The 23094-nt window shown below is 67.5% G+C and carries 22 protein-coding genes; 11 read left to right on the plus strand and 11 right to left on the minus strand.

Going from position 1 to position 23094, the window contains the following annotated elements; translation table 11 throughout:
• The first annotated feature begins 174 nt into the window (after positions 1–174).
• On the plus strand, positions 175–1884 hold the full coding sequence (gene leuA, locus ABY44_RS05275; RefSeq protein ID WP_059696227.1) for a 2-isopropylmalate synthase: 1710 nt from the start codon (positions 175–177) through the stop codon (positions 1882–1884).
• On the opposite strand, the gene ABY44_RS05280 is transcribed toward leuA, so the two are convergent.
• Positions 1802–2869 carry a LysR family transcriptional regulator gene (locus tag ABY44_RS05280; RefSeq protein ID WP_060174173.1) on the minus strand — a complete coding sequence of 356 codons (1068 nt, stop codon included), beginning with the start codon at positions 2867–2869 and terminating at the stop codon, positions 1802–1804. The two genes, leuA and ABY44_RS05280, sit on opposite strands and share 83 nt — an antisense overlap.
• A 102-nt stretch (positions 2870–2971) precedes the next feature.
• A complete protein-coding gene (locus ABY44_RS05285) occupies positions 2972–3745 on the minus strand; it encodes an AraC family transcriptional regulator (RefSeq protein WP_027790000.1) in 774 nt (257 codons plus the stop codon).
• Between the two features lie 98 nt (positions 3746–3843).
• Here ABY44_RS05285 and ABY44_RS05290 point away from each other — a divergent pair, with 98 nt between their 5' ends.
• From ABY44_RS05290 to ABY44_RS05305, 4 genes are all read left to right on the plus strand, one after another.
• A complete protein-coding gene (locus ABY44_RS05290; RefSeq protein ID WP_060174222.1) occupies positions 3844–5364 on the plus strand; it encodes an efflux transporter outer membrane subunit in 1521 nt (506 codons plus the stop codon).
• Between the two features lie 47 nt (positions 5365–5411).
• Positions 5412–6530 (plus strand): HlyD family secretion protein, encoded by a 1119-nt coding sequence (locus tag ABY44_RS05295; protein WP_060174174.1) that lies wholly within the window; start codon positions 5412–5414, stop codon positions 6528–6530.
• A complete protein-coding gene (locus ABY44_RS05300) occupies positions 6527–8119 on the plus strand; it encodes a DHA2 family efflux MFS transporter permease subunit (RefSeq protein ID WP_060174175.1) in 1593 nt (530 codons plus the stop codon). The genes ABY44_RS05295 and ABY44_RS05300 overlap by 4 nt, the downstream gene beginning before the upstream one ends.
• 260 nt (positions 8120–8379) lie before the next feature.
• Complete coding sequence (locus ABY44_RS05305; RefSeq protein WP_021160608.1) at positions 8380–8784, plus strand: hypothetical protein; 405 nt, start codon at positions 8380–8382, stop codon at positions 8782–8784.
• A gap of 80 nt (positions 8785–8864) precedes the next feature.
• Here the strand turns inward: ABY44_RS05305 and ABY44_RS05310 are convergent, their stop codons facing one another.
• From ABY44_RS05310 to ABY44_RS05330, 5 genes are all read right to left on the minus strand, one after another.
• Positions 8865–9185: a helix-turn-helix domain-containing protein gene (locus ABY44_RS05310; protein ID WP_027789997.1), complete on the minus strand. Its 321-nt coding sequence runs from the start codon at positions 9183–9185 to the stop codon at positions 8865–8867.
• Positions 9182–9511, minus strand: a complete 330-nt coding sequence (locus ABY44_RS05315; RefSeq protein ID WP_027789996.1) for a SymE family type I addiction module toxin — start codon at positions 9509–9511, stop codon at positions 9182–9184. The genes ABY44_RS05310 and ABY44_RS05315 overlap by 4 nt, the downstream gene beginning before the upstream one ends.
• 526 nt (positions 9512–10037) lie before the next feature.
• A complete protein-coding gene (locus ABY44_RS05320; protein WP_060174223.1) occupies positions 10038–10847 on the minus strand; it encodes a TlpA family protein disulfide reductase in 810 nt (269 codons plus the stop codon).
• Positions 10848–11594: 747 nt separating this feature from the next.
• Positions 11595–12182 (minus strand): DUF4410 domain-containing protein, encoded by a 588-nt coding sequence (locus tag ABY44_RS05325; RefSeq protein ID WP_060174176.1) that lies wholly within the window; start codon positions 12180–12182, stop codon positions 11595–11597.
• Positions 12183–12439: 257 nt separating this feature from the next.
• On the minus strand, positions 12440–13447 hold the full coding sequence (locus tag ABY44_RS05330) for a hypothetical protein (protein ID WP_060174177.1): 1008 nt from the start codon (positions 13445–13447) through the stop codon (positions 12440–12442).
• A 193-nt stretch (positions 13448–13640) separates the two neighbouring features.
• Between ABY44_RS05330 and ABY44_RS05335 the strand changes: the two genes are divergently transcribed.
• Positions 13641–14366, plus strand: a complete 726-nt coding sequence (locus ABY44_RS05335; protein ID WP_059696165.1) for a class I SAM-dependent methyltransferase — start codon at positions 13641–13643, stop codon at positions 14364–14366.
• A 186-nt stretch (positions 14367–14552) separates the two neighbouring features.
• On the opposite strand, the gene ABY44_RS05340 is transcribed toward ABY44_RS05335, so the two are convergent.
• The 3 genes from ABY44_RS05340 to ABY44_RS05350 all read right to left on the minus strand — a co-directional run bounded on the left by ABY44_RS05340 (position 14553) and on the right by ABY44_RS05350 (position 16543).
• Positions 14553–15029: a GNAT family N-acetyltransferase gene (locus ABY44_RS05340; protein WP_060174178.1), complete on the minus strand. Its 477-nt coding sequence runs from the start codon at positions 15027–15029 to the stop codon at positions 14553–14555.
• 154 nt (positions 15030–15183) lie between these two features.
• On the minus strand, positions 15184–16179 hold the full coding sequence (locus ABY44_RS05345; protein WP_060174179.1) for a zinc-dependent alcohol dehydrogenase family protein: 996 nt from the start codon (positions 16177–16179) through the stop codon (positions 15184–15186).
• 61 nt (positions 16180–16240) lie between these two features.
• Complete coding sequence (locus ABY44_RS05350) at positions 16241–16543, minus strand: ArsR/SmtB family transcription factor (protein WP_048021417.1); 303 nt, start codon at positions 16541–16543, stop codon at positions 16241–16243.
• A gap of 198 nt (positions 16544–16741) precedes the next feature.
• Between ABY44_RS05350 and ABY44_RS05355 the strand changes: the two genes are divergently transcribed.
• Positions 16742–18406: an ABC transporter ATP-binding protein gene (locus ABY44_RS05355; RefSeq protein ID WP_060174180.1), complete on the plus strand. Its 1665-nt coding sequence runs from the start codon at positions 16742–16744 to the stop codon at positions 18404–18406.
• Positions 18407–18440: 34 nt separating this feature from the next.
• Here ABY44_RS05355 and ABY44_RS05360 read toward each other — a convergent pair whose 3' ends face one another.
• The gene (locus ABY44_RS05360; RefSeq protein WP_027789987.1) at positions 18441–19478 is read right to left on the minus strand and encodes an aldo/keto reductase; all 1038 of its coding nucleotides are present in this window, start codon (positions 19476–19478) and stop codon (positions 18441–18443) included.
• Positions 19479–19610: 132 nt separating this feature from the next.
• On the opposite strand from ABY44_RS05360, the gene ABY44_RS05365 reads away from it, so the two are divergent.
• The 4 genes from ABY44_RS05365 (at position 19611) to ABY44_RS05380 (ending at position 23058) form a co-directional block, all read left to right on the plus strand.
• Positions 19611–20498 (plus strand): LysR family transcriptional regulator, encoded by an 888-nt coding sequence (locus tag ABY44_RS05365; protein ID WP_027789986.1) that lies wholly within the window; start codon positions 19611–19613, stop codon positions 20496–20498.
• 174 nt (positions 20499–20672) lie between these two features.
• Complete coding sequence (locus ABY44_RS05370; RefSeq protein WP_021160594.1) at positions 20673–20972, plus strand: ArsR/SmtB family transcription factor; 300 nt, start codon at positions 20673–20675, stop codon at positions 20970–20972.
• Between the two features lie 25 nt (positions 20973–20997).
• Entirely contained in the window at positions 20998–22350 is a 1353-nt protein-coding gene (locus ABY44_RS05375) for a pyridoxal phosphate-dependent decarboxylase family protein (protein ID WP_060174181.1), read from the plus strand.
• 240 nt (positions 22351–22590) lie between these two features.
• Positions 22591–23058: a cupin domain-containing protein gene (locus tag ABY44_RS05380; RefSeq protein ID WP_027789984.1), complete on the plus strand. Its 468-nt coding sequence runs from the start codon at positions 22591–22593 to the stop codon at positions 23056–23058.
• Positions 23059–23094 lie beyond the last annotated feature (36 nt).

The raw sequence follows: 23094 nt of genomic DNA on the forward strand, positions 1-23094 counted from the left end.
CGAATCGTTCCGCTCCGTCCCGGTCGCTCAACCGCCAAGGCTGTCGTTCGCCGTACCGCTTTGCCGTTGTGCCGCTTTCCACCGTTTTCACCGCTGTGCGCGCAGCCTGCCACCACGACTGATGGCCAGCGCGCCGCGGTTTCCCGACCCACCGACCGAGGACCGAACATCATGATGCTGAAGAACCCCGCGACGAAGTACCGACCGTTCACGCCCGTCAACCTGCCGAACCGCATGTGGCCGACGCGCACGATCACGCAAGCGCCGATCTGGATGAGCACCGACCTGCGCGACGGCAACCAGTCGCTGTTCGAGCCGATGGACGCGGCGCGCAAGATGCGGATGTTCAAGATGCTGGTCGCGATCGGCTTCAAGGAGATCGAGGTCGCGTTTCCGTCGGCGTCGGAGACCGACTTCAACTTCGTGCGCGAACTGATCGAAGGCGGCCACATTCCCGACGACGTGACGATCGAGGTGCTCACGCAGGCCCGCGACGACCTGATCGAGCGTACCTTCGACTCGCTGCGCGGCGCGAAGCGCGCGATCGTTCACCTGTACAACGCGACCGCGCCGGAATTCCGCAAGATCGTGTTCGGCCTCGACCGCGACGGCGTGAAGGCACTCGCGGTGAACGCGGCGCGCACGATCAAGCGCTTCGCCGACGCCGCGACCGACACGCATTTCACGCTGCAATACAGCCCGGAAACCTTCACGGCGACCGAGCTGGATTTCGCGAAGGAAGTCTGCGACGCCGTGTTCGACGTCTGGCAGCCGACGCCGGAGCACAAGGCGATCGTGAACCTGCCCGCCACGGTCGAAGTCGGCACGCCGAACTTCTACGCGGACCAGATCGAATGGATGCACCGCAACCTCGCGCGCCGCGACGCGCTGATCGTGTCCGTGCATCCGCACAACGACCGCGGCACCGCGGTCGCGGCGGCCGAGCTCGCGGTGATGGCCGGCGCGGACCGGATCGAGGGCTGCCTGTTCGGCAACGGCGAGCGCACCGGTAACGTCGATCTCGTCACGCTCGCGCTGAACCTCTACTCGCAGGGCGTCGATCCGGGCCTCGATTTCTCGCAGATCAACGAAGTCGCGCGCACGTCCGAGGAATGCACGCAGTTGCCGATCCACCCGCGCCATCCGTATGTCGGCGACCTCGTGTTCACCGCGTTCTCCGGCTCGCATCAGGACGCCATCAAGAAAGGCTTCGCGGTACAGAAACCCGACGCCGTATGGGAAATGCCGTATCTGCCGATCGATCCGAGCGATGTCGGCCGCACGTACGACTCGATCATTCGCGTGAACAGCCAGTCGGGCAAGGGCGGTATCGCGTACCTGCTCGAGCAGAGTTATGGCGTCGCGCTGCCGCGCCGCCTGCAGGTCGACTTCAGCGCGGCCGTGCAGCGCCTGACCGACGACAGCGGGCTCGAGGTGACGAGCGCGCAGATCTGGTCGCTGTTCCAGCAGGAATACGTGGAAGGCGATGCGCCGCTGCGTTATGTCGGCCATGAGCTGAGCGAACGCGACGGCCGCGAGACGATCGTGCTGACCGCCGACGTGCACGGCGAGCGCCGCGTGCTGCGCGGTGAAGGCAACGGCCCGCTCGACGCGCTGATGCACGCGCTGCGTACGCCGCTGCGCATCCAGCACTACGAGGAGCGCGCCCTGTCGCAAGGCGCCGATGCGAAGGCGATCGCGATCGCCGAACTGGCCGGCACGGGCGTGCGCGGCAGTGCGTTCGGCGTCGGTATCGACGCGAACCTGACGACCGCGTCGATCCGCGCGGTGATCAGCGGTGTCAACCGCGCGTATGCGCGTGCGGACGAAGCGGTGCAGGCGACGTTTTTTGGCGCGCATTCCGCGGTGAAGGCTGTCGCGTAAGCGGCGTCGTGGCGGCTGCGCCGGCGGTGTCCGGCGCGGTCGCGTCGCCGCCGCCTTGGTGGCCCTCTCGGTGGCCGCTGCGCGGCCCGGCAAGCGCATCGCGCAGTTCCACCTTCATGAAATCCACCCACGCGCGCGTCTTCGCGTCGATGTGCCGGCGTGACGGGTGCACCAGAAACACGCCCACGTCCTCCGCCCGGTAATCGGGCAGCACGCGCATCAGCGCGCCTGAACGCAGATCGTCCGCCGCGACGAATTCCGGCAGCAGGCCGATTCCCGCTCCTTCCCGCACCGCGATCGCGAGCGATGCCGCGACGTCGGCCGTCATCGCCGGCTCGATCGCGACCGTTTCCGCATCCGCACCGCGCGTCAGTGTCCATTCACCCGCCGGGTAGGCCGGTGCGACCAGCTGCAGGCAGCGATGCCGCACGAGCGCGCGCGGCGTATCCGGCATGCCGTGATCCGCGACATACGCGGGCGCCGCGCACAGCACGCTGCCGATTCGCCCGACATCGATCGCGACCTGATCGGAGCTCGGCAGGTTCGGCATTGCGATGATGGCGACGTCGTAGCTGTCGCGGATCAGGTCGGGCACGTGCGGCGCGAGCGTCAAATCGACGCTGACTTCCGGATAACGCGCCTGGAAGCGCGCGACCAGCGGAATCACGAAACGGTTCGCGATGCTGGCGCTGCAGTGCGCGCGCAGTCGTCCGTATGGATGCAGCCGCGCGCCGCGCGCTTCGCGTTCGCTTGCGTCCACTGCGAGCGTGATGTCGCGTGCGCGGGCCAGATAGCGTTCACCGGCTTCGGTCAGGCACATCGAGCGCGTCGTGCGATTCAGCAGCCGGATGCCGAGATGCGTTTCGAGCGACGCGATCGCGCGGCTGACATACGCGGTCGTGAGGTTGAGCCGCTTGCCGGTTTCGGTGAAGGTTCCCGCGTCGGCGAGCGTGACGAAAACCTGCATGCGTTGAATCAGATCCATCGGCGGAGCGCGAGTGTCGTGCGATGCCGCCACTGTAGCGGGCCACACGTTGCGCCGCGCACGCGCGGCAGCGCTCGATCGTCGCGAAACGGACAGCGCTGTTTATCGCCGCCGGAAGTATTCGCTCGGCGGCACGCCGAGCGCCTTGCGGAACATTGCCGCGAACGCGCTCGGGCTGTCGTAGCCGTGCTCGAGCGCGAGTTCGAGGATCGGCGTGCCGGCCGCGAGGCGCGGCAGGCTCAGCAGCAATCGCGCATGGCGGCACCATGCGCCGTGCGTCATGCCCGTCTCGCGCTTGAACGTGCGTGCGAGCGTGCGCTCGTTCATGTGCGCATCGCGCGCCCACGACTGCAGCGTGACGGCCAACGACGGGTCGTTGACCAGCTGCGTGCACAGCGCGGCGAGTGCGGGGTGGCGCGGCATCGGCACATGCAGCGACAGCAGCGGCGCGATTTCGATTTCGTCGAGGATCAACGCGAGCACGCGTCCCGCGCGATGCGAAAGGTCGTAGTCGGCCGGCAGTTCGCACGCGGTCACGATCAGTTCGCGCAGCAACGTGCCGACCTCGATCACGCGGCACTCGCCCGGCAGGCTCGGCCGCACTTCGCGCGCGACGAACACCGAGCGCATCTGCACGTCGCCGGCCATCCGGATCTCGTGCTGCGTGCCGGCCGGCACCCACACCGCGCGCCCTGTCGGTACGACCCAGCTGCCGGCATCCGCATGTACGAGCATCACGCCGGAGATCGCGTGAATCAGCTGGCCGTGCCGGTGCGAATGCGGCGGATACAGGACGCCGGACGCCGCGTCGGACACGGCGACCGCGATCTGCTTGTGCTTGTCCTTGCGCTCGAGCGCGCTGAAAAATGGGTCCACTTGTCCTTTTCTCGACGACGAATGCGCTTTGCGCGCGAGATCGACTGAATGTGCCGAAATTACCATAGGCCCATCGTTTGTTCGACTGCCACCGCACGATGCGCGCCTCCTTCCTTGCTTCGCTTTCCTTCGATTTACCCGTTGCCGCCTCGTCTTGCGCGCCGCGCATCGCCGCCACGCTGCTGAGCGCGGCGATGCTGGGCGCATGCTCCGTCGGCGAGCCGTATCGCCCGCCGTCGATCGATGCGGCACATCGCGCGCCGTTCGATGCCGCGGCCGATGCGCCCGTCGCGCCGGGCGGCGCGTTGCCCGATCGCTGGTGGCAACTGTTCGACGATCCGGCGCTGGACGCACTCGTGCGCGAAGCGCTCGCGCAAAACCGCGATCTCGCGGTGGCCGCGGCACGCGTCGAGCGGGCGCGCGCCGTGCTCGACGAAGCGGGCGCCGCGCGATTGCCCGATACGACGGCCGGCTTCGGCGTCGACTACGGCAAGCACGCGCCCGACCAGATCGTCGCGAGCGCGAAGGGCACCGATGCACGTACGCGCCGGGGATTCGCGCCGTCATTCGCGCTGTCGTGGGAAGTCGATCTGTGGGGGCGTGTCGGTCATCTCGTCGATGCCGCGCGCGACGATTCGGAGGCCGTGCAGGCGGCATCGGATGCGATGCGCGTCACGGTGGCCGCCGAGACGACAGCCGCCTACGCGCAGGCGTGCGCGTACGGCGAGCGGATCGACGTGGCCGAGCGTTCGGTCGCGATCGCCGACCGCCTCGCCGCGCTGACCGCACGGCAGCGCACGCACGGTCTCGTGTCCGATCTGGAAGTCGCGCGATCGCGCGCGTTCGCCGACGATACGCGTGCCGAACTGCCGGCGCTGACTGGCGCGCGCCGCGCCGCGTTGTATGAGCTGGCGGTGCTGACCGGGCACGCGCCCGGCGCGATTCCCGATGCGGCCGCGCGCTGCCATGCGACGCCGGCGCTGGCGCGGCCGTTTCCGGTCGGCGATGGCGCCGCGCTGCTCCGGCGCCGGCCCGACCTGCGCGAAAGCGAGCGCCGGCTCGCCGCGTCGAACGCGCGGATCGGTGCCGTCGCGGCCGAGCTGTATCCGTCGATCGTGCTCGGTGGGTCGGTGAACTGGCTGTCGACGACCGGCGATCCGTCGTCGCTCGGCGACAAGTACGCGATCGCGTGGGGCGTCGGGCCGCTGATTACCTGGCGCTTTCCGAATCTCGCGGCGAGCCGCGCGCAGCTCGCGCAGGCACGCGCGGACGATGCCGCCGCTCGCGCGTCGTTCGACGCGCAGGTGCTGCGCGCGCTGAAGGAAACCGAACAGGCGCTCGCGCGATACGGCGCCGAGTGGCGTCACAAGGCCGCGCTCGAAACCGCGCGCGCCGAGCACGCGCGCGCTTTCCGGCTCGCGGAACTGAACTACGACGCGGGCGCGCTGGATTTTCTCGGCGTGCTCGACGCGCAGCGCAGCCTCGTCGCGGTCGATGCGGCGCTGGCCGCGTCGACGCAGCAGGTCGCACTCGATCAGGTTGCCGTCTTCAAGGCACTGGGGGGCGGCTGGCAGCGTCAGGGCCAGCGCAAGCCCGTTATTGACGTGAACGGGCCGTGACCGGCCGTTCGTGAATCCGCACGCACTCAACCCTTCCGATTCCGATCATGAGCACCACAGCCGTACCCGAGAAATCCGCCCGTTTCGCGCGGCGCCACTGGATCGCCGCCGGCGCCTTCATCACCGTCATCGTGCTGGCCGGGTTCGGCTGGCGCTGGTGGACGGTCGGCCGCTTCATCGAGCACACCGACGATGCCTACGTGCGCGCCGACATCGTGACCGTCAGCCCGCGGGTGGCCGGTTATGTCGCACGCGTGGCCGTCGACGACAATCAGCCCGTGAAGCGCGGCGACGTGCTCGTCGTGCTCGACGATCGCGACTATCGCGCGAAGCTCGACGACGCGCAGGCGGCCGTTGCCGCCGCCGATGCGACGTTGCAGGCCGAGGAAGCCGCGGCCGCGACGCTCGACGCGCAGGTCGGCCAGCAGCGCAGCGTGATCGAGCAGGCGCAGGCCGACGCGGCCGCCGCGCGTGCCGAGGCGACGCGACGCGACGCGGATGCGGCGCGCTACAAGCAGTTGCTCGCCGAATCGGCCGCCAGCGGGCAGCGCTGGGAGCAGGCGCACGCCGATGCGCTGAAGGCGCGCGCGGAACTGGCGCGCGCCGGCGCGGCCGTGCGCGCGCAGGACGACCAGCAGACGGTGTTGCGCCGGCGCCGTGCGCAAAGCACGGCCGCGATCGAGCAGGCGCGTGCGCGGCTCGCGGCGTCCCGCGCGAAGCTCGCGCTGGCGCAACTCGATCTCGAGCACACGGTGATCCGCGCGACCCGCGACGGCGCGATCGGCCAGCGGGCGGTGCGCGCGGGCCAGTACGTCGAGGTCGGGATGCCGTTGCTCGCGGTCGTGCCGCTGCGCGACGTGTACGTCGTCGCGAACTTCAAGGAGACGCAGCTCGGCGCGATGCGCGACGGGCAGCCGGTCGAGATCGACGTCGATACCTACTCGGGCTGCACGCTGCACGGCCGCGTGCTCGGGCTCGCCCCGGGCTCGGGCGCCGAATTCGCGCTGCTGCCGCCCGACAATGCGACCGGCAACTTCACGAAAATCGTGCAGCGCGTACCCGTGAAGATCCGCCTCGATGCGCCGCCGCCGGGCCTCGTGCTGAGGCCCGGCATGTCGGTGATCGCGCGCGTCGATACGCGCGGCACACCGGGAGCCGGATCGTGACGGCCGCGGCATCACGGGGCGCGCAGGCCGCGCACGACGAAACCGTCTCGCTGCGCGCGTGGGTCGCGGTGCTCGGCGGCGTGTTCGGCTGCTTCATGGCGGGGATGAACGTGCACGTGACGAACGCGTCGCTGCCCGACATCCGCGGGTCGCTGGGCGCGAGCTTCGAGGAAGGCTCGTGGATCTCGACCGCGTACCTCGTTGCCGAGATCGTCGTGATTCCGCTCACCGGCTGGCTCGTGCAGGTGTTCTCCGCGCGCCGCGTGCTGCTCGTCGGCGCAACGGGGTTCCTCGCGTTCTCGATTGCGTGCTCGGTCGCGCCGACCATTTCGACGATGATCGTCGCGCGCGCGCTGCAGGGCGCGTTCGGCGGCGTGCTGATTCCGCTGTCGTTCCAGCTGATCGTCACCGAGCTGCCACCGTCGAAGCATCCGCTCGGGATGGCGCTGTTCGCGGTCGCGAACAACGTCGCGCAGGCGGCCGGGCCGTCGCTCGGCGGCTGGCTCACCGACATGTATTCGTGGCGCTGGATCTTCTATCTGCAGATTCCGCCCGCGATCGCGCTGATCGCGGCGATCGCGTGGGCGATCCGCCCGGTGCCCGTGCAGTTGGCGAAGCTGCGGCAGGCCGACTGGTTCGGGATCGCGACGATGGCGATCGGCTTGAGCGCGCTGCAGATCGTGCTGGAGGAGGGCGGGCGCAAGGACTGGTTCGCGTCCGACCTGATCGTCGAGCTGTCGATCGTCGCGGTGGCGGGGCTCGTCGCGTTCGTCGCGATCGAGCTGCGGCGCGAGGCGCCGTTCATCAACCTGCGGCTGCTCGGCCGCTACAACTTCGGGATCGCGAGCCTGATGCAGTTCCTGTTCGGCGCGGTGGTGTTCGGCGTCGTGTTCCTCGTGCCGAACTACTTCGCCGAGCTGCACGGCTACAGCGCGCGCGACATCGGCCTCGCGATGATCCCGTACGGGCTCGTGCAGTTCGTGATGTCGTTCCTGACGCCGCCGCTGATGCGCCGCACGAGCCCGCGCGCGACGATCGTGCTCGGCTTCGCGCTCGTCGCGGCCGGCTGCCTGATGAACATCCACCTGACCGCCGACGCCGCGTCGAACGTGATCGTGCCGTCGCTCGTCGTGCGCGGGATCGGGCAGTCGCTCGTCGTGATCGCGCTGTCGGTGATGGCCGTCGACGGGATCGAGAAGGCGCAGCTCGGTTCGGCGTCCGGCGTGTTCAACATGGTGCGCAACGTCGGCGGTGCGATCGGCATCGCGGTGGCGAGCCAGATCGTCGTCGAGCGGCAGAAGCTGCATGCGATGCGGATCGGCGAGGCCGTGACGCCGTTCTCGGAAGCGTTTCAGGAACGCATGGCGATGCTGGTGCGGCTGCTGTCGCGCGTGCATGTGCCGCGTGCCGATGCGTTGCCGGGTTCGGCGACCGGCGGCGTGCACGAGCTGGCGCTCGCGCTCGTGAACCAGCGCGTGATGCGTGAGGCGCTGTTGATGGCGTACAGCGATACGTTCCTGATCGCGGGTGTTGCGATGGCGGGATGTACGGCGGCGGCGTTCCTGTTGAAGGGGAAAAGGACAGCGTGATGGGGACGGACGCCCGATATCGAAGCCTGACATACCTGACAGGCGAAGAATTCCTGCAATGGGCGTATCGTTCACCCGGCGCAGGCGGGACGACCGGCCTGCGGCCGATATCGTGAGGCAGGCCGGCGCATGTCGCCGGCCTGTCGTTCGTGGTGGCCACGGACGCCAGGGTCGCGCAGATCCGCGCTTCAGGCCCCTCCTCTCCGTGGTCCTTGTCCATTCAACCGGCCCTTTGTCGGGCCCATCGCGAGGAAAGCGTCATGACGAAACCCGATTCCCTGAAAGGCGACATCAAAGAGCAAGCCCAGGAAGCCGATCGCCACAACCTGGCGCGCCCCGCCGTGAACGGCGCATTGTGGGCGCGCGGACTGACGACGCAGCGGGTGGCCGACCTGTTCAGGACGCAGCGGGGCCTGCCGGGGCACTGGATGCAGGTTCAGAACGAGGTCAACGCCGGGAACCGCTATTTCTATGGTGTCCAGAACGGCCACCAGACGACCGACGAAGGCAAGGAACTGATCCGCTGGATCGCCGATGCGGTGATCAGCGCCGCGCAGCGCGCGGAGTTCGATTTTCCGCTGCAGCAGCTTCAATTTACGGCCGACACGGGCTGGCTGAAGCTGCAGCGCGTGTCGGGTCGTGTGATGGTGTTGTCGCGCCCCTGACCGTCAGGTCCGGCGCATCGTCGGAGCGCGGGGCGGCCGGGGCGCGGCCCCTACGCCCCCTTCGTTCCTTTTGCCGACGGTCAGACTGAAACCGTGATGCCTGCCGAATGCGGCGGCCCCGCAGGCCGCACCACGATTTCCACCTGCTGGCCCAGCGACGCCAGCGTCTGCATCAGCAGTTCCAGCGAGACGTTCCGGAGTCTTTCGCGTTGCTCGGGCGTGACGACCGGCCGGGCCATCTCCGCGAGCGCCGCAGCCTCGTCTTCGCTCAGGCCGCGCGAGACGGTCAGTGCGTTGATCTTCAGGACGAGCGCGGATTTGGCCGACAGTGCGCCTGCGTCATCGAGGCCGAAGTCGGCCGGCAAGGTGCCGGCACGTTGTCGCGAGTCGTTGCGATTCATTGCGCGCCTCCCGTGATTACCGAGAACGTCGGCCGCGGCTGGCCTGTCGAGCGATCGGCATCCTGGCCGATATCGTCGCCGGGCGCTTCTTCGATCGGCGTGACCACCAGCCGCTTGTGCATCACCTCGATCCGCAAGCGCTGCCCGGGTTCGAAACCCGCTGCGTCGATCCAGCGGCCGGACAGCTTCATCCACAGATGGAGGGCCGGCGGTGCCGTGTCGGCGAGCCTGAGATGTGGAACGATGCGGCGAGTCTGAAAAGACGTGCGAGCGGGCATGGAACAATCGTGAAAGCGAACCGGTGCGTTATGATTCCCGTCAGCCATGACTGACTCCTGTACAGAGTGGGTTGTGGTCAGCGGCCCGCGCGTGGTAGTGCACGCGCGGGCCGCGCTCGTTTACGCAGTGGATTTCGATCGGCATCCCGTCATATGGTTGGCATGGCGAAATGAAATGGCATTCCAGGCGAAAACGTGCAATCACTCTAGCCGAGATCGGCCGGCATCAGGTGTCGGTCCGGAGCGTCTTCGTCTGCACTGATGGATGCCCCGATGTCTTGCAGGCTTGCTGCGAAACGATTCCCCGGCGATTGCGCCGGCGGGCCGCGTCGTCACTTTATTGACGATATGTCAGAAAGCGTGTCGGTCGAATGCTCCGATTTGCCCGCCACACGTCGCACGAGGATGTCATGGGCGTCGTGCAGGGCCGCCCGAACTTGCGCGGGAAGCCGCCGTGCTTTCCGTCACGGCGGCAGCGAATCATGCGTGCAGCGCGTCCATCTGCCGGCGCGCGCTCGCCGCGGTCGAGGCGCGGATGTGACGCAGCGATGCCTTAGCCCTTCGCCGACGCGCGTTACTGGCCGAAGCGGTCCGCGACGGCGTCCTTCAGCCGCGCGGCGGTGATCTCGCCCATGTGCGATTCGACGAGATTGCCTTTCGCATCGAAGAAGAGCGTCGTCGGCAACCCGCGCGAACCATAGGCCTGCATCGCGTGCAGCGTGCGATCGAGCAGCACGTGATCGAATCGCAGCCCTTTCTGTTCGAGGAACGCGCGCACAGCTTGCGCGTCTTCGCCCTGGTTGACCATCAGCACCGTCATCCCCGGATGATCCTGCTGCGCTTGCGCGAGGATCGGCATTTCGCGCTGACACGGCGGGCACCACGTGGCCCACAGGTTCACGACGACCGGCTTGCCCGCGAAGCGTTGCGCAGGCACCGGCGTGGCGTCGAGCGCTTCGAGCCGCAACGCGGCAAGCGGTGGCGCGCCGTGCTGCAACGTTGCGAGCGTGCCCTGCGCGATGCCCCACGCGGCGAGGCCCGCGAGCATGCCGGCCATCACCGGGCGACGCAGCGCGGGCAGGCGGCGCAGGCGCCAGCCCGCGAACACGATTCCGGCCGCGAGGCCGATGCGCCAGTCGAAGCCGCCGTCGCCGAGCGCGACGATCGCGCGCGGCGCGGCGGCGTACTCGTGCCACCACTGCGCGACGTAGCCGATGCGCGCGGCGATTAGCCCGAGCAGCAAGGTATCGAGGATCAGGCTCGATGCGGTCTTGTGCTGGCCGTCCGGCGGGCGGCGCTGGATGAAACGGGCGACGAGCCACGCGAGCAGCGCGGCGACGGCCACCGCGACGACGCGGATCGAGAAGGGACCGATGCTTAACATGAGCAGGAAAGGGGCGACTTGATCGAGCGGGGGGCAGGAGGACGATGATCGGCCGATGAACGCGATGCGGTCAACGGTCGTGATGCGATTCGACATGGCCCGATGCGTGCGGGTTCCCGGCGCGGCGTGCGCATATTCGGGATGCCATCATTGTTCGGTCGGTGCGCGGTCGTTCAGGCTGGTCTGATGATCGGTTGCGAATCGCGCGTCGACAATGCGGTCGCCGGTCCGGCGTGGTGTCCGCCGGTGTCTCGAAAGGGATCTCTGCTTGACGGTCGGTTCCCCCGAGCGGCTGCATTCCCGTCGTTTCACATGCAATCGTGAATGCGTTGTGGCGGCGGATGGGCTCGGCCGCGATCCGATTCATGCCGGCTGATTCGATGGAACGGGATCGTGGCCGGATACGGGCACCGGGCAGTCACTCGCGCACCGCGTGGCGCCAGGTTGGTGGCTGGCACAGGGTTCCGATGAGGGCAACACATATGAACCGTCGTTGCTGATCGGCCGACTGATGGCTGAGCATTTGTGCAAGCGAGGCTTGCGACCGTATTGAGGAATTCGGCGATGCTGTCATGCCGCGCGCGGGCGCGCGGTGAGAGGCGGGACATGCCCGGTGACTGGCGGGCAGGCTGAAAGGCCCCGGTCGGCGACGATCGTTGCGTGCGACATCCGCATCGTCGCCGGCGGATGAGCGCGACCGCTGCCGCCCGGCGGGCCGCGTATTCGCGGCCGTCCGGGCGTCGGGCATTACTGCGTCTTCGTATGCGTGGCGTTCGCCTGTTGCGCGCCGGCCGCCGGTTCGAGCGTCGTCAGCGTCTGCTCGGTGAACTTCTCGTACAGCCAGTTCATGCGCGTATCGTCCATGCCGCCGGCGATGCCGCCGAGCGCGTACGAAGCCGATACCTTGAAGCGGTCGATCTGATGATTGTCGGCGTCGACGAGCGTCACGGTACCGTCGACGTGATCGTTGCCCGCCATGAAGCCGAACATGACGGCCGAGAAGCTCGAGCGCACGCGAATGCCGTTGACTTCGACGTTCAGGTGCATTGCATCGGTCGAATCCGCTTTTGCCAGCAGCTTGCGTGCGTCCAGTGCGCTTTCGATTTTTTCCTGCAGTTTCTTCGCGTCGAACTTCAGGTTGTCTTTCAACGCTTCCTGCGCGGTATTGTCGAGCGTGACCTTCACGACCACGGGTTTCGTGCCGAATTTCATCGTCGACGCGGTCACGGCGGCCCCCGCCTGATCGCTGGCGTCGCGTGTCACGCTGCTGGCGCAGCCCGACAGGAAGCCGATCGTCACCAATGCCAGAGCGGCATGACGGAATACAGATTTCATGATTTGGTCTTTTTAGTTCGGGTTATTTGAGATGGCTCTATGGCCGGGCGGGAATCTAGCACAGGGCGATCCGGTTCAAATGGTCGAATAGATCGAACATGCCATTTGATCCGGATTCGTCGCGCCTTCGGTGCCGATGCAAACCTGCGCCGCTCACGTGACGGGCGATGACGGCGCGCGGCTCGCAAGAGCGACCGGTTCCACGCGCAAGCGGGAGGCCGGCTTCCGCCGTGGCCGCACGGGCTACGTGCGTATCGTCACGGGTTGTTACCCGGCGCCGCCCCGCCGAGCCGATATGCCGTGAAGAACTCGTACCACGGCGACCCTTCCGCGACCGGCACGTCGAGCGCCGCGGTCCGCCGCTTCAACGCGCCGAACACGTCGTTGATACGCGCGGCCTGCCCCGCATCGTTGAACGGATGGGGCCGTGCCCGGCCGGCCGCGAACGCGCCATATGCAATCGCGAGCAGGCGTGCGCTGTCGTCGGTCGACGCGATCGATCCGTTGATCGCTTCGGCGAGGCGCGGCCGGTCTTCGGCGCGCGATCCGGACAGGCACAGGAACACGATCGCCGACAGTTCGTGCAGGTCCTTCACGCGCAGCAGCGCCGGCAGCCGCGCGACGATTCGCTCGACCGGCTCGTCGCGCAGTGCGTCGCCGAAGTCGAGCACGGCGGTCATCGGGTTCGTGTCCGCTGTCAGGCGATCGAGCGCCGACGGTGCGGCCGACGTGCTGGCGCCGTCCGGCGACGCTGCCGGCGCAGACCGCAACGCATCGGCCACCTGCTGCGTCCATTCCGGAAAGATCATCCGCACGTTGCCGAACTGCTCGCCGCCTTCCGCCGCCGGATTCCATCGATACACGATCGTGCCGCCGCGAATGAACGGCGAATACAGGTGTTCGGGCGTTTGCGGCAGCGGCCGCCGGTTGATCGGCAGCCAGGCGAGCGTCAGCCAGTCGTAGCGGCCGGTAGCGGGCACGGCAGGGCTCGAGCTCGCGACGACCTGCCATGTGCCGCGATTCGCGTAGCGACGCCGCGCGTCGGGCACCGGGACGGTCCGGCCTTTCGCGGTGTCGAAGTACGTCGTGCCGGTCACGTTCGATCCGCTGTCCGCGGCCGGCGTGATGGTGGAGATGACCCACGACATGCCGTCCGCCGAACGGTAGTCGGACGGCTTCAGCGTCGCGACGTCGTGCACCATGCGCGTTTCCGCCGCGACGGGGCTCGGGGGGAGATTGGCGGGCGCGGCCAGAATGCTCGGCATGGGATGTCCTCGGAATCGGGTGCGCATCGCCGGGCGGGGGCGACGCGCGGCGGCGCGGATTGTTTTATGTCACTGTAGAACGTCGCCGCCGGAAACGGAAACCGGCCGCGCGGCACAGCCTGGTCGCGCGTTCCGCCGCATCGGCTTACCATGCGCATCCTGAGCCAACGATGCACACCGGGCGGGAGCGCGCATGACCGACACGAAAGCCATCACCGAACACTGGACACAGGTCGCCGACCAATGGATCGGCTGGGCCGGCAAGCCCGGGCACGATGCGTTCTGGAAATACCGCGCGGGGCTCGCGGCCTATATCGGCCGCGACACCGGCCGCGCGCTGGAGATCGGCTGCGGCGAAGGCCGCGTGAGCCGCGAACTGAAGGCGCTCGGCTACGACGTGACCGCGACCGACGTGGTGCCCGCGATGCTCGACGCCGCCCGTCATGCGGATTCCGCGCATCGCTACGAGCTGGCCGACGCGGCGTCGCTGCCGTTCGACGCGGCCAGCTTCGATCTCGTGATGGCATACAACGTGCTGATGGATCTCGACGACATGCAGCGCGCGTTGAACGAGGCGCGCCGCGTGCTGAAGCCGGGCGGGCTGCTGTTCATCTCGCTCGTGCATCCGTTTCGCGATCGCGGCGGCTTCGCGGGGCCGCAACCCGATGCGCCGTTCGTGCTGAAGGGCAGCTATTTCGGGCGCGAGCACTTCGACGGCGTGGAAACGCGCGACGGGCTGTCGATGCATTTCGCGGGCTGGTCGCTGCCGCTGCAGGCGTATATGGACGCACTGGAAGCGGCCGGGTTCGCGATCGTGTCGCTGCGCGAGCCGCCGCCCGATCACGCCGATACGGATCAACTGAAGCAGTGGGCGCGCGTGCCGCTGTTTCTGTGGATCAAGGCGCGGCCGGTGGGGTGAGCGCGGGCGGTCAATGTCGGGCGACGACGATGGGTTCGCCTGTACGGAAGAGAACACAAATTGACGCGTTGAATTGGTAGCCGTGGGGATACAGCAACCGACGGAATGACGGATCTTGTGTCCCCTGGGCTACTGTGGCCTGTCGACGTGAGACGGCCAGCATTCCGACTCCCGTTTTCATCCGTTTCAGCGCAACAGCTCCTTCCGGTAGAGCACGGCCCCGGGTTTTTCCGCGACGGTGTCGTAGAGCCGCATCGCCGTGTGGTTCGATTCGTGTGTTTGCCAGGACACGCGTTCGGCGCGATGCGCACGCGCGGTGTCGTACACGGCTTCGATCAGCGCGCGGCCGACGCCCTTGCCGCGCTCGCTGTCGAGCGTGAACAGGTCCTGCAGGTAGCAGACCGGCCCGGCGTGCGTCGTGCTGCGGTGATACAGGAAATGCACGAGCCCGACGAGCTTGCCGTCGCGTTCCGCGACGAAAGCATGGACGGGCTCGTAGCCGTCGAAGAAGCGCGACCACGTGAGCTGCGTGATGCGCATCGGCAGGGCCGTATCGTCGAAGCGGCCGTAGAAGCGGTTATAGCCGTCCCACAGCGGCAGCCACCGGTCGTAGTCGTTTTCCGTGACCGCGCGTACGGTCAGTCCTGTTTCGTTGGTGTTCATGTTGGCGGACCTTTCGATGAGAAGGGCGCGCGCCTCCGATCCGGCCGGCGCGTCGCAGGTCTCTACGATAGGACGTTCGCGGCACCATCGGTAGGCCCATGACGACTACATTTCATGGTGCCACGGCCAGCGGTCGAGCATCCGCGCAACAGGCTCATGAAGACGCGGCAACACGGTCGAGATGAGTCGACGGCTCGACCGCGATAGCGATCTTTCCTCGAACACCGTGGCGGGGACTTTCCAGCCGGGCATGGGCGAGCGGAATATCGGCAAGGGAATAGACGGCGCCGACGTGTGGCCGCAGCTGTCCGCGCGCAACCAACGCGCTCAACTCGTCCAGCTTGCCGCGGTTTTGCCTCGTGAAAACGAAGTGATAGCTCGCGTTCTTGCCCCAGGCCTGAATGACGTTTTGCGGCTGTGCGATGTCCACGATCGTGACGACGCGGCCAAGCTGTGCGAGCGCGTCGGGGCTGCGCGACAAGGTGTTGCCGCCGATGGTGTCGAACACGACGTCGACTCCGCGGCCACCCGTGGTCCGCATGACGGCGTCGACGTAATCGTCCTTTTCGTAGTCGATGACCTCATCGGCCCCCAGACTTCGGGTGAATTCGACGTTGGCTGCGCGCACGGTCGTGAACACCCTCGCGCCGATGGCTTTGGCGAGCTGGATCGCCACATGGCCGACGCCTCCCGCGCCACCGTGTACCAGGATGCTTTCGCCCACGCGCAGCGCCGCGCGCACGACCAGTGCTTCCCATGCCGTCCCGCCGACCAGGGTCAGGCTTGCCGCTTCGAGATGGCTCAGTGACGGCGGCTTCTTCCCGACGATGTTTTCGGCGGCAACGTGGTACTCGGCATAACTGCCCGGCCCGTCGAAGATTTGCGGGGTGTACCAGACTTCGTCTCCCGGAGAGAAGGCCGTCACACCCGGCCCGACTGCTTCGACCACGCCGGAGACGTCATGCCCGGTAATGGCCGGCAGCGGCACCAGGTCGGGATAGTCGCCACGCCGGACCTGATAGTCCAGCGGGTTGATGGACGTCGCATGGATGCGGACCAGAACTTGTCCCGCGTGCGGCACGGGCTTGGGTACGTCACGCAGTTCGAACGATTCCGGGCCGCCAAATGATTTGAGCATGAGCGCTTTCATTGGAACTCCTTGTTTCGACAAAAAGGGATATCGGGAATTATCGATATGATGCGGCAAAAAATTACAGCTCCTTGCCAATGGCCTTGGCAAGCGCACTGATGGCTGCTTCGTTGCGCTTGTAGTAGGTCCACTGGCCGATGCGCCTGACCTCGACCAGGCCGGCGCGTTGCAGCGTGGCAAGATAATCGGACACTGTCGACTGCGACAGCCCGACACCCTCCTGAATGCTGCTGACGCAAACGCCCACCGTGAGCACGTCCCCTTCGTCCTGCGGAGGGAAGTTTTTCACGGGATCCTTCAAGCCTTGCAGGATCTCGAGACGAGTCCGGTTCGAGAGGGCCTTGAAAATGTCGAGCAATTCCATGGCGCGGAGTATATCGAGATTTACCGATATGTCAATGTGAGGGGCATCCGCCGTTTGGTAGTGTCCAGGGCTAACCGGTCTTCGAAGGCCCCGCGTTGCTGCCGCCATGCCGCCCGAACGCCGCCGTGTCTTTGCTTTCGGTCTGTTAGACTTTTCGGCCGTCTGTCGCCATCCGGGTCGCCCCCGGTTTTTCGCGTCATGAACGAACACCACGCGCCGAATCCGATTGTCGAGGTGCTGCGAGCCTACTGGAAGGCCGATCGCTGGATGCTGCTGACGGTCGCGGCGGTCGTCGTGCTGTCGAGTGCGAGCGCCGTCGCCGCGCCTTATCTGTTCTCGCGCCTGATCGACGCGCTGTCGCATCGCGGCGTGCTCCATGCGCTGATCCCGGGCTTTGTGCTCTATGCGGTGTTGCTGGGCCTGTCCAGCGCGCTGCAACGCGTGGTGCAGTACCTGTCCTTCACGAGTTCCAAGAATCTCGGATTCATCACCGGCACGCGCTTCTTCGAGCGCATCCTGAAGAAGACCACGGCCTTCTTCGTCGAACACAATCCGGCTGAAATCCAGAGTGCGAACGAACGCGGCAGCCGCGCACTGTCGGTGCTCGTGCAACTCGCGCTGATGGACCTGATCCCCGGCACGCTTCAGATCGTGCTGGCGCTCGCCACGCTCGGCGCGCTGATCAATTTCGAGGTCGTGGCCATCACGGCCGCCTACGGCGCGGTCGCAGTGACGATCGCGATCGTTGCCGCGCGGCGCTCGCGCGCGTTTCTCGACCGCGCCATCGGAGCCGGGCAGGAGAATGCGCGTTTCGTCGGCGGCGCGATCAATGCGATGGAGACGCTTCGGCATTTCGGCAGCCATCGGTGGATGAGCGAACGTTTCTCCGAGAAAGCGCGCGTCGAGCGCGACAGCTGGCGCGCATACGTGCTGCAGCACGTCGGCTATCTCGCGCTGCTGGGTCTCTGCCTCGCGGTCCAGTTCTCGGTGACGTTCTGGTTGCTGCTGCCGCGCCATGAAGCCGGTGCGCTGTCGATCGGCGACATCGTGCTGTTCAACACGTTGCTGTTGCAACTGAACCTGCCGTTCGAAATGCTCGCGCGCTCGATCGACGAGAGTGCGCGCTCCCGCGCGGCCCTCGTGCCGTTCGCGGCGCTCTGGACGGCACCCGAGGAGCGGCAGGTGTCGCACGCATCGGCGTTCGTGCCGCGCGAAGGGCGCGTGGTGTTCGATCATGTCGGCTACGCGTACGGCAACGGGCGCGGCGTGACCGATGTCGATTTCGTCGCCGAGCGCGGGGCCGTCACGTTCATCGTCGGCGAAACGGGGGCGGGGAAATCGACGATCTTCAAGCTGGCGCTGAAGTCGATCGAACCGACCGGCGGGCGCATTCTCGTCGACGGCGTCGATCTCGCGGACATCGACCGCGCCGACTGGTACGGTGCGGTCGCCGTCGTGCCGCAGGACGTAGTGCTGCTGAACGAAAGCCTGGAGGACAACATTCTGCTCGGCCGGCCGCACGATGCTCGGCGTTTGCGGGAAGCCGCTGCGAGGGCCGCGATCCTGACGTTCATCGACGGCCTGCCGGACGGCTTCCGCACGACGGTGGGCGAGCGCGGGCTGAAGCTGTCCGGCGGCGAGCGCCAGCGCATCGCGATCGCCCGGGCGCTGTACGGCAACCCGACCGTACTGTTTCTCGACGAGGCGAGTTCCGCGCTGGATGAAGCGACGGAGCGCGACATCATGGAACACGTGCGACTGCTCGCCCGCGATGTCACGGTGATCGCGATCACCCACCGGCGCTCGGTCATCGGCGCGGCCGACAAGGTCGTGCGGCTCGGCCGGGCAGGCGTGCCGGCCTGACACAGGCACGCAACCGCGTCGCCGCTACCGTCCCTTACCCGCGCATCGGCGGGTTCAACCGCGCGAACGCCGCCTGCCGGCGATACGGGAAGTACGGATAAGGCGCTTCGACGGCACTTGCCGCATCGAGCTTCGCGACCTGCGCATCGGTCAGCGCCCAGCCTGCCGCGCCGAGGTTCTGGCGCAACTGTTCCTCGTTGCGCGCGCCGATGATGACCGACGACACGGTCGGCCGTTGCAGCAGCCAGTTCAGCGCGATCTGCGGCACCGTCTTGCCGGTTTCCTCCGCGATCGCGTCGAGCACATCGACCACGTCGTACAGGCGCGCTTCGTCGACCGGCGGCCCGTAGCTCGCCGTTTCATGCAGGCGGCTGCCTTCGGGCAGCGGCGCGTTGCGCCGGATCTTGCCGGTGAGCCGGCCCCAGCCGAGCGGGCTCCACACGAGTGCGCCGAGGCCCTGGTCGGCGCCGAGCGGCATCAGGTCCCACTCGTAGTCGCGGCCGACGAGCGAGTAGTAGACCTGGTTCGCGACGTAACGCGACCAGCCGTGCCGATCCGCCACCGCCAGCGACTTCATGATCTGCCACCCCGCGAAGTTCGACACACCGATGTAGCGCAGCTTGCCCGCGCGCACGAGATCGTCGAGCGTCGACATCACTTCCTCGACCGGCGTGCCCGCGTCGAACGCATGAAGTTGCAGCAGGTCGATGTAGTCGGTGTCGAGGCGGCGCAGCGCGTGGTCGACCGCGCGGATCAGTCGCGCGCGCGACGTGCCCGCGTCGTTCGGGCCGTCGCCGGTCGGCAGGCCCGTCTTCGTCGAGATCAGCACCTGGTCGCGACGTCCCTTGATCGCGGCGCCGAGCACGCGCTCGGATTCACCGTCCGAATACACGTCGGCCGTGTCGAACAGGTTCACCCCGGCTTCGAGGCAGATGTCGATCAGGCGGCGCGCTTCGTCGACGCCCGTGTTGCCCCATGCGCTGAACAGCGGGCCGGTGCCGCCGAATGTGCCGGCGCCGAAGCTCAGGACGGGAACCTTGAGGCCGGAGCGGCCGAGGGTGCGGTATTCCATGGCGGGTTTCCTGTGGATGATCGAAGCGCTGGGGCGGACGGCGGTGACATCGAGCGTTGCCGCACTGTATCGCTTGCGGACATTTCGGATAATCGGGCAGGCTTCGAAAATATCCTTCGGAAGGAGCGAACAATGCTGCTCGACAATCTCGCGCTGTTCCTGCGCATCGTGGAGAAGGGCGGGCTGGCTGCGGCGGGCCGCGAGGTCGGGCTGTCGCCGGCCACGGTGTCCGAGCGACTGACGGCGCTCGAGCGTCACTACGGCGCGGCGCTGCTCACGCGCACGACGCGCGCGATCAGCCTGACCGACGAGGGCCGCACGCTCGTCGACGGCGCGCGGCGCCTGCTGGCCGAAGCCGACGAACTCGAAAGCCGCGTGCGGCTGGGCGTGCAGACATTGTCGGGGCCCGTGCGGCTGAGCGCACCGGCCGATCTCGGTCGCGAGCGCGTGGTGCCCGTTGTCGATGCGTTTCTGGCCGAGCATCCAGGTGTGACGGTCGACCTGCATCTCGGCGACGGTTACGTCGATCTCGTCGGGCAGGGGCTCGATTTCGCGATTCGCCGCGGCACGCTCGCGGACAGTTCGCTGCGCAGCCGCTCGCTCGGCCGCGCGCGGCGCGTGGTATGTGCGTCGCCTGCGTATCTCGCCGCGCACGGCACGCCAACGCATCCGGACGATCTCGTTTCTCATGACTGCCTCGTGATGCGTTTCGGGCCGGACCTGTATGCCGAATGGCCGTTCAGCATCGACGGCGAACCGAAGCGCGTGATGGTACGCGGCCGGCGCGTGGCCAACGACGGCGCGCTCGTGCGGGCGTGGTGCATCGCGGGGCATGGCGTCGCGCTGAAGTCGCTGGTCGACGTCGAGCAGGATCTGGCGTCCGGCGCGCTCGTCGAGATCCTGCGCGACTTTTCGCCGGGCGACGTCGACTTGCAGATCGTGTATCCGGGCCGTGCCGCGCAGCCGACGCGCGTGCGTGCGCTGATCGACCGGCTGGCGCAGGCACTGACTGCGGCGTGACGCAGATTACACGGGCTGTCGCGAAACGTTGAGGCAGCGATCCCGCTGCTTTTGCGTCGCGTGTCGATGCAACGCCCGTGCACACCACATCGCCAGCAGCAATCGTCCTTCAAACCGATTGCCCACATTTTGTCATTTAGCTAATATTCGAAACGTCAAACGAAACCGCATCCCATGGACGACGTTACCCGCATCAGCGCCCTGGCCAACGAAAGCCGTCTGGCCGTGATGCGCTGGCTCAAGCAGCCGCGCAAGCATTTCCCGCCGCAGCCGCACGGCGACTTCGACGAGCTCGGCGTGTGCTGCACGTACATCACCGAGAAGCTCGGCATCGCGCCGGCCACGACCACGCGCCACATGCGCATCCTCGCGGATGCCGGGCTCGTGCGGGCGACCCGCGTCGGCAAGTTCACGTACTACAAGCGGATCGACGGCGCGCTGCAGCAGCTCGGCCAAGATCTCTCGCAACTCTGATTCCATTTCCCCCGAGGCAACCGACATGGACGAACTTGCACTGCTGGCCGACGCCGACCGGCGCGCGCACGCGTATCTGGCCGCAACCGGCGAGCGACGCGCGTTTCCCGACGCGGCCGCACTGGCCGGCCTCGCCGCCTTCGACGAGCCGCTGCCCGACGCGGGCCGCCCGGCCGACGACGTGCTGCGCCTGCTCGACGAGCACGGCACCCCCGCGACGGTCGCGTCGAACGGCCCGAACTACTTCGGCTTCGTGATCGGCGCGGCGCTCCCGGCTGCTGCCGCGGCCGAGCGACTGATGCTCGCGTGGGATCAGTGCGCGTCGTCGTACGCGAATTCGCCGGTCGCGGCGACGATCGAACGCCAGGCCGCACGATGGGTGGTCGATGCGCTTGCGTTGCCCGAAGGCAGCGCGGTCGGGTTCGGTACGAGCGCGACAGCCTGCACGCTCGTCGCGCTGGTGGCCGCGCGGCGCGCGCTGCTCGCACGCAAGGGCTGGGATATCGACGAGGACGGGCTGATCGGCGCGCCCGAAGTGAAGGTCGTGATTTCCGCGCTCGCGCACATCACGGTGAAGAAGGCGCTGCGCGTGCTCGGCTTCGGGATGAAGCGCATCGTCGTCGCGCCGGTCGATGCGCACGGCCGCATCGACCCCGCCCAGTTGCCGCCGCTCGACGACATGACGATCCTCTGCGTGCAGGCCGGCGAAGTGAACACCGGCGAATTCGATCCGTTCGCGGCGCTGATTCCGCCCGCGAAGGCGGCCGGCGCATGGGTGCACGTGGACGGCGCGTTCGGCCTGTGGGCACGCGCATCGTCGAAGCGCGCGCTGACGGACGGCATCGACGGCGCGGACAGCTGGACGACCGACGGCCACAAGTGGCTCAACACGCCGTACGACGGCGCGATGGTGATCTGCCGCGACGCGGCGGCGCTCGCCACCGCGATGAACAGCGATGCCGTCTACCTGAGCGGCGCGCAGGATGCGCAGAAGAACCTGAACCTCGAATTCTCGCGGCGCGCGCGCGGCGTTCCCGTGTGGGCTGCGTTGCGTGCGCTCGGCCGCGCCGGCGTGGCGACGATGGTCGAGCGGCATTGCGCGCAGGCGGCGCGGGTTGCGGACGGCCTGCGTGCGGCCGGCTACGAGGTGCTGAACCGCGTCGTGCTGAACCAGGTGCTCGCGCGGGCCGGCACCGACGACGAAACCGCGGCGATCCTCGAAGCCGCACAGGCATCGGGCGACGTGTGGTTCGGCGCGACCGTGTGGCAGGGGCGGCCGGCGTTCCGGATCAGCGTGTCGTCGTGGCGCACGGAAGATGCGCACATCGATCGGCTCGTCGCGTTGCTGACGGCGTTGCGCGGCGTGCACGTGCGCTGAGCGTCCTGCGGCGTCCGCGCCCGTCACGGTGGCGGGCGCAAGCTTCGTGCATTCGATGACGTGCAGCGCGGCGCGCACCATTCGCATCGACGCGCTCGCACGACGAACGGGGGCGTGTGAGCCGCGTGCGACGGCGGTGCGGATGCCACGGCTGCCAGCGTGAAAATGTCGGACAATAGCCGCTGCGCGCGCCGCGCCGGCGCAGCGTTCAACCGATGCATTCACGCTTGCGAGATCCCAATGTCGACTCCCTTTCCCCGGGAACTGCTGAAGGCCGCCGATATCGCGAAGATGGAACCGACGCGCGCGGTGCATTCGCTGAATCCCAATGCCGTCCGGCTCAAACGACAACTCAGCGACCTGACCGGCCTGACGCAATTCGGTATCCACCTGCTCACGCTGATGCCCGGTCACGAATCGGCCGAGTATCACCGTCACCTGTACGAAGAAGAATTCGTCTACGTGCTGTCCGGCACGGGCTCGGTCACGATCGGCGAACGCGTGAGTGAAATCGGGCCCGGCGACTTCATCGGCTTTCCGCGCGGCGGTGAGGCGCACACGGTGCAGAACACCGGCGATGCGCCGCTGGAGCTGCTCGTCGGCGGGCAGCGGCTCGAACACGATGTCTGCGAATACCCGCGTATCGGCAAGCGGCTTTATATCGCCGGCGAGCTTGAAGACTATGTCGAGCTGCCGAAACAGCCCTGATTGCCGATCGCATTCGCAATGTCGAATTCCGTATAA

This window comes from Burkholderia sp. ZZQ-2 (genome assembly GCF_050768715.1).
Taxonomy (GTDB): Bacteria; Pseudomonadota; Gammaproteobacteria; order Burkholderiales; family Burkholderiaceae; genus Burkholderia; species Burkholderia cepacia.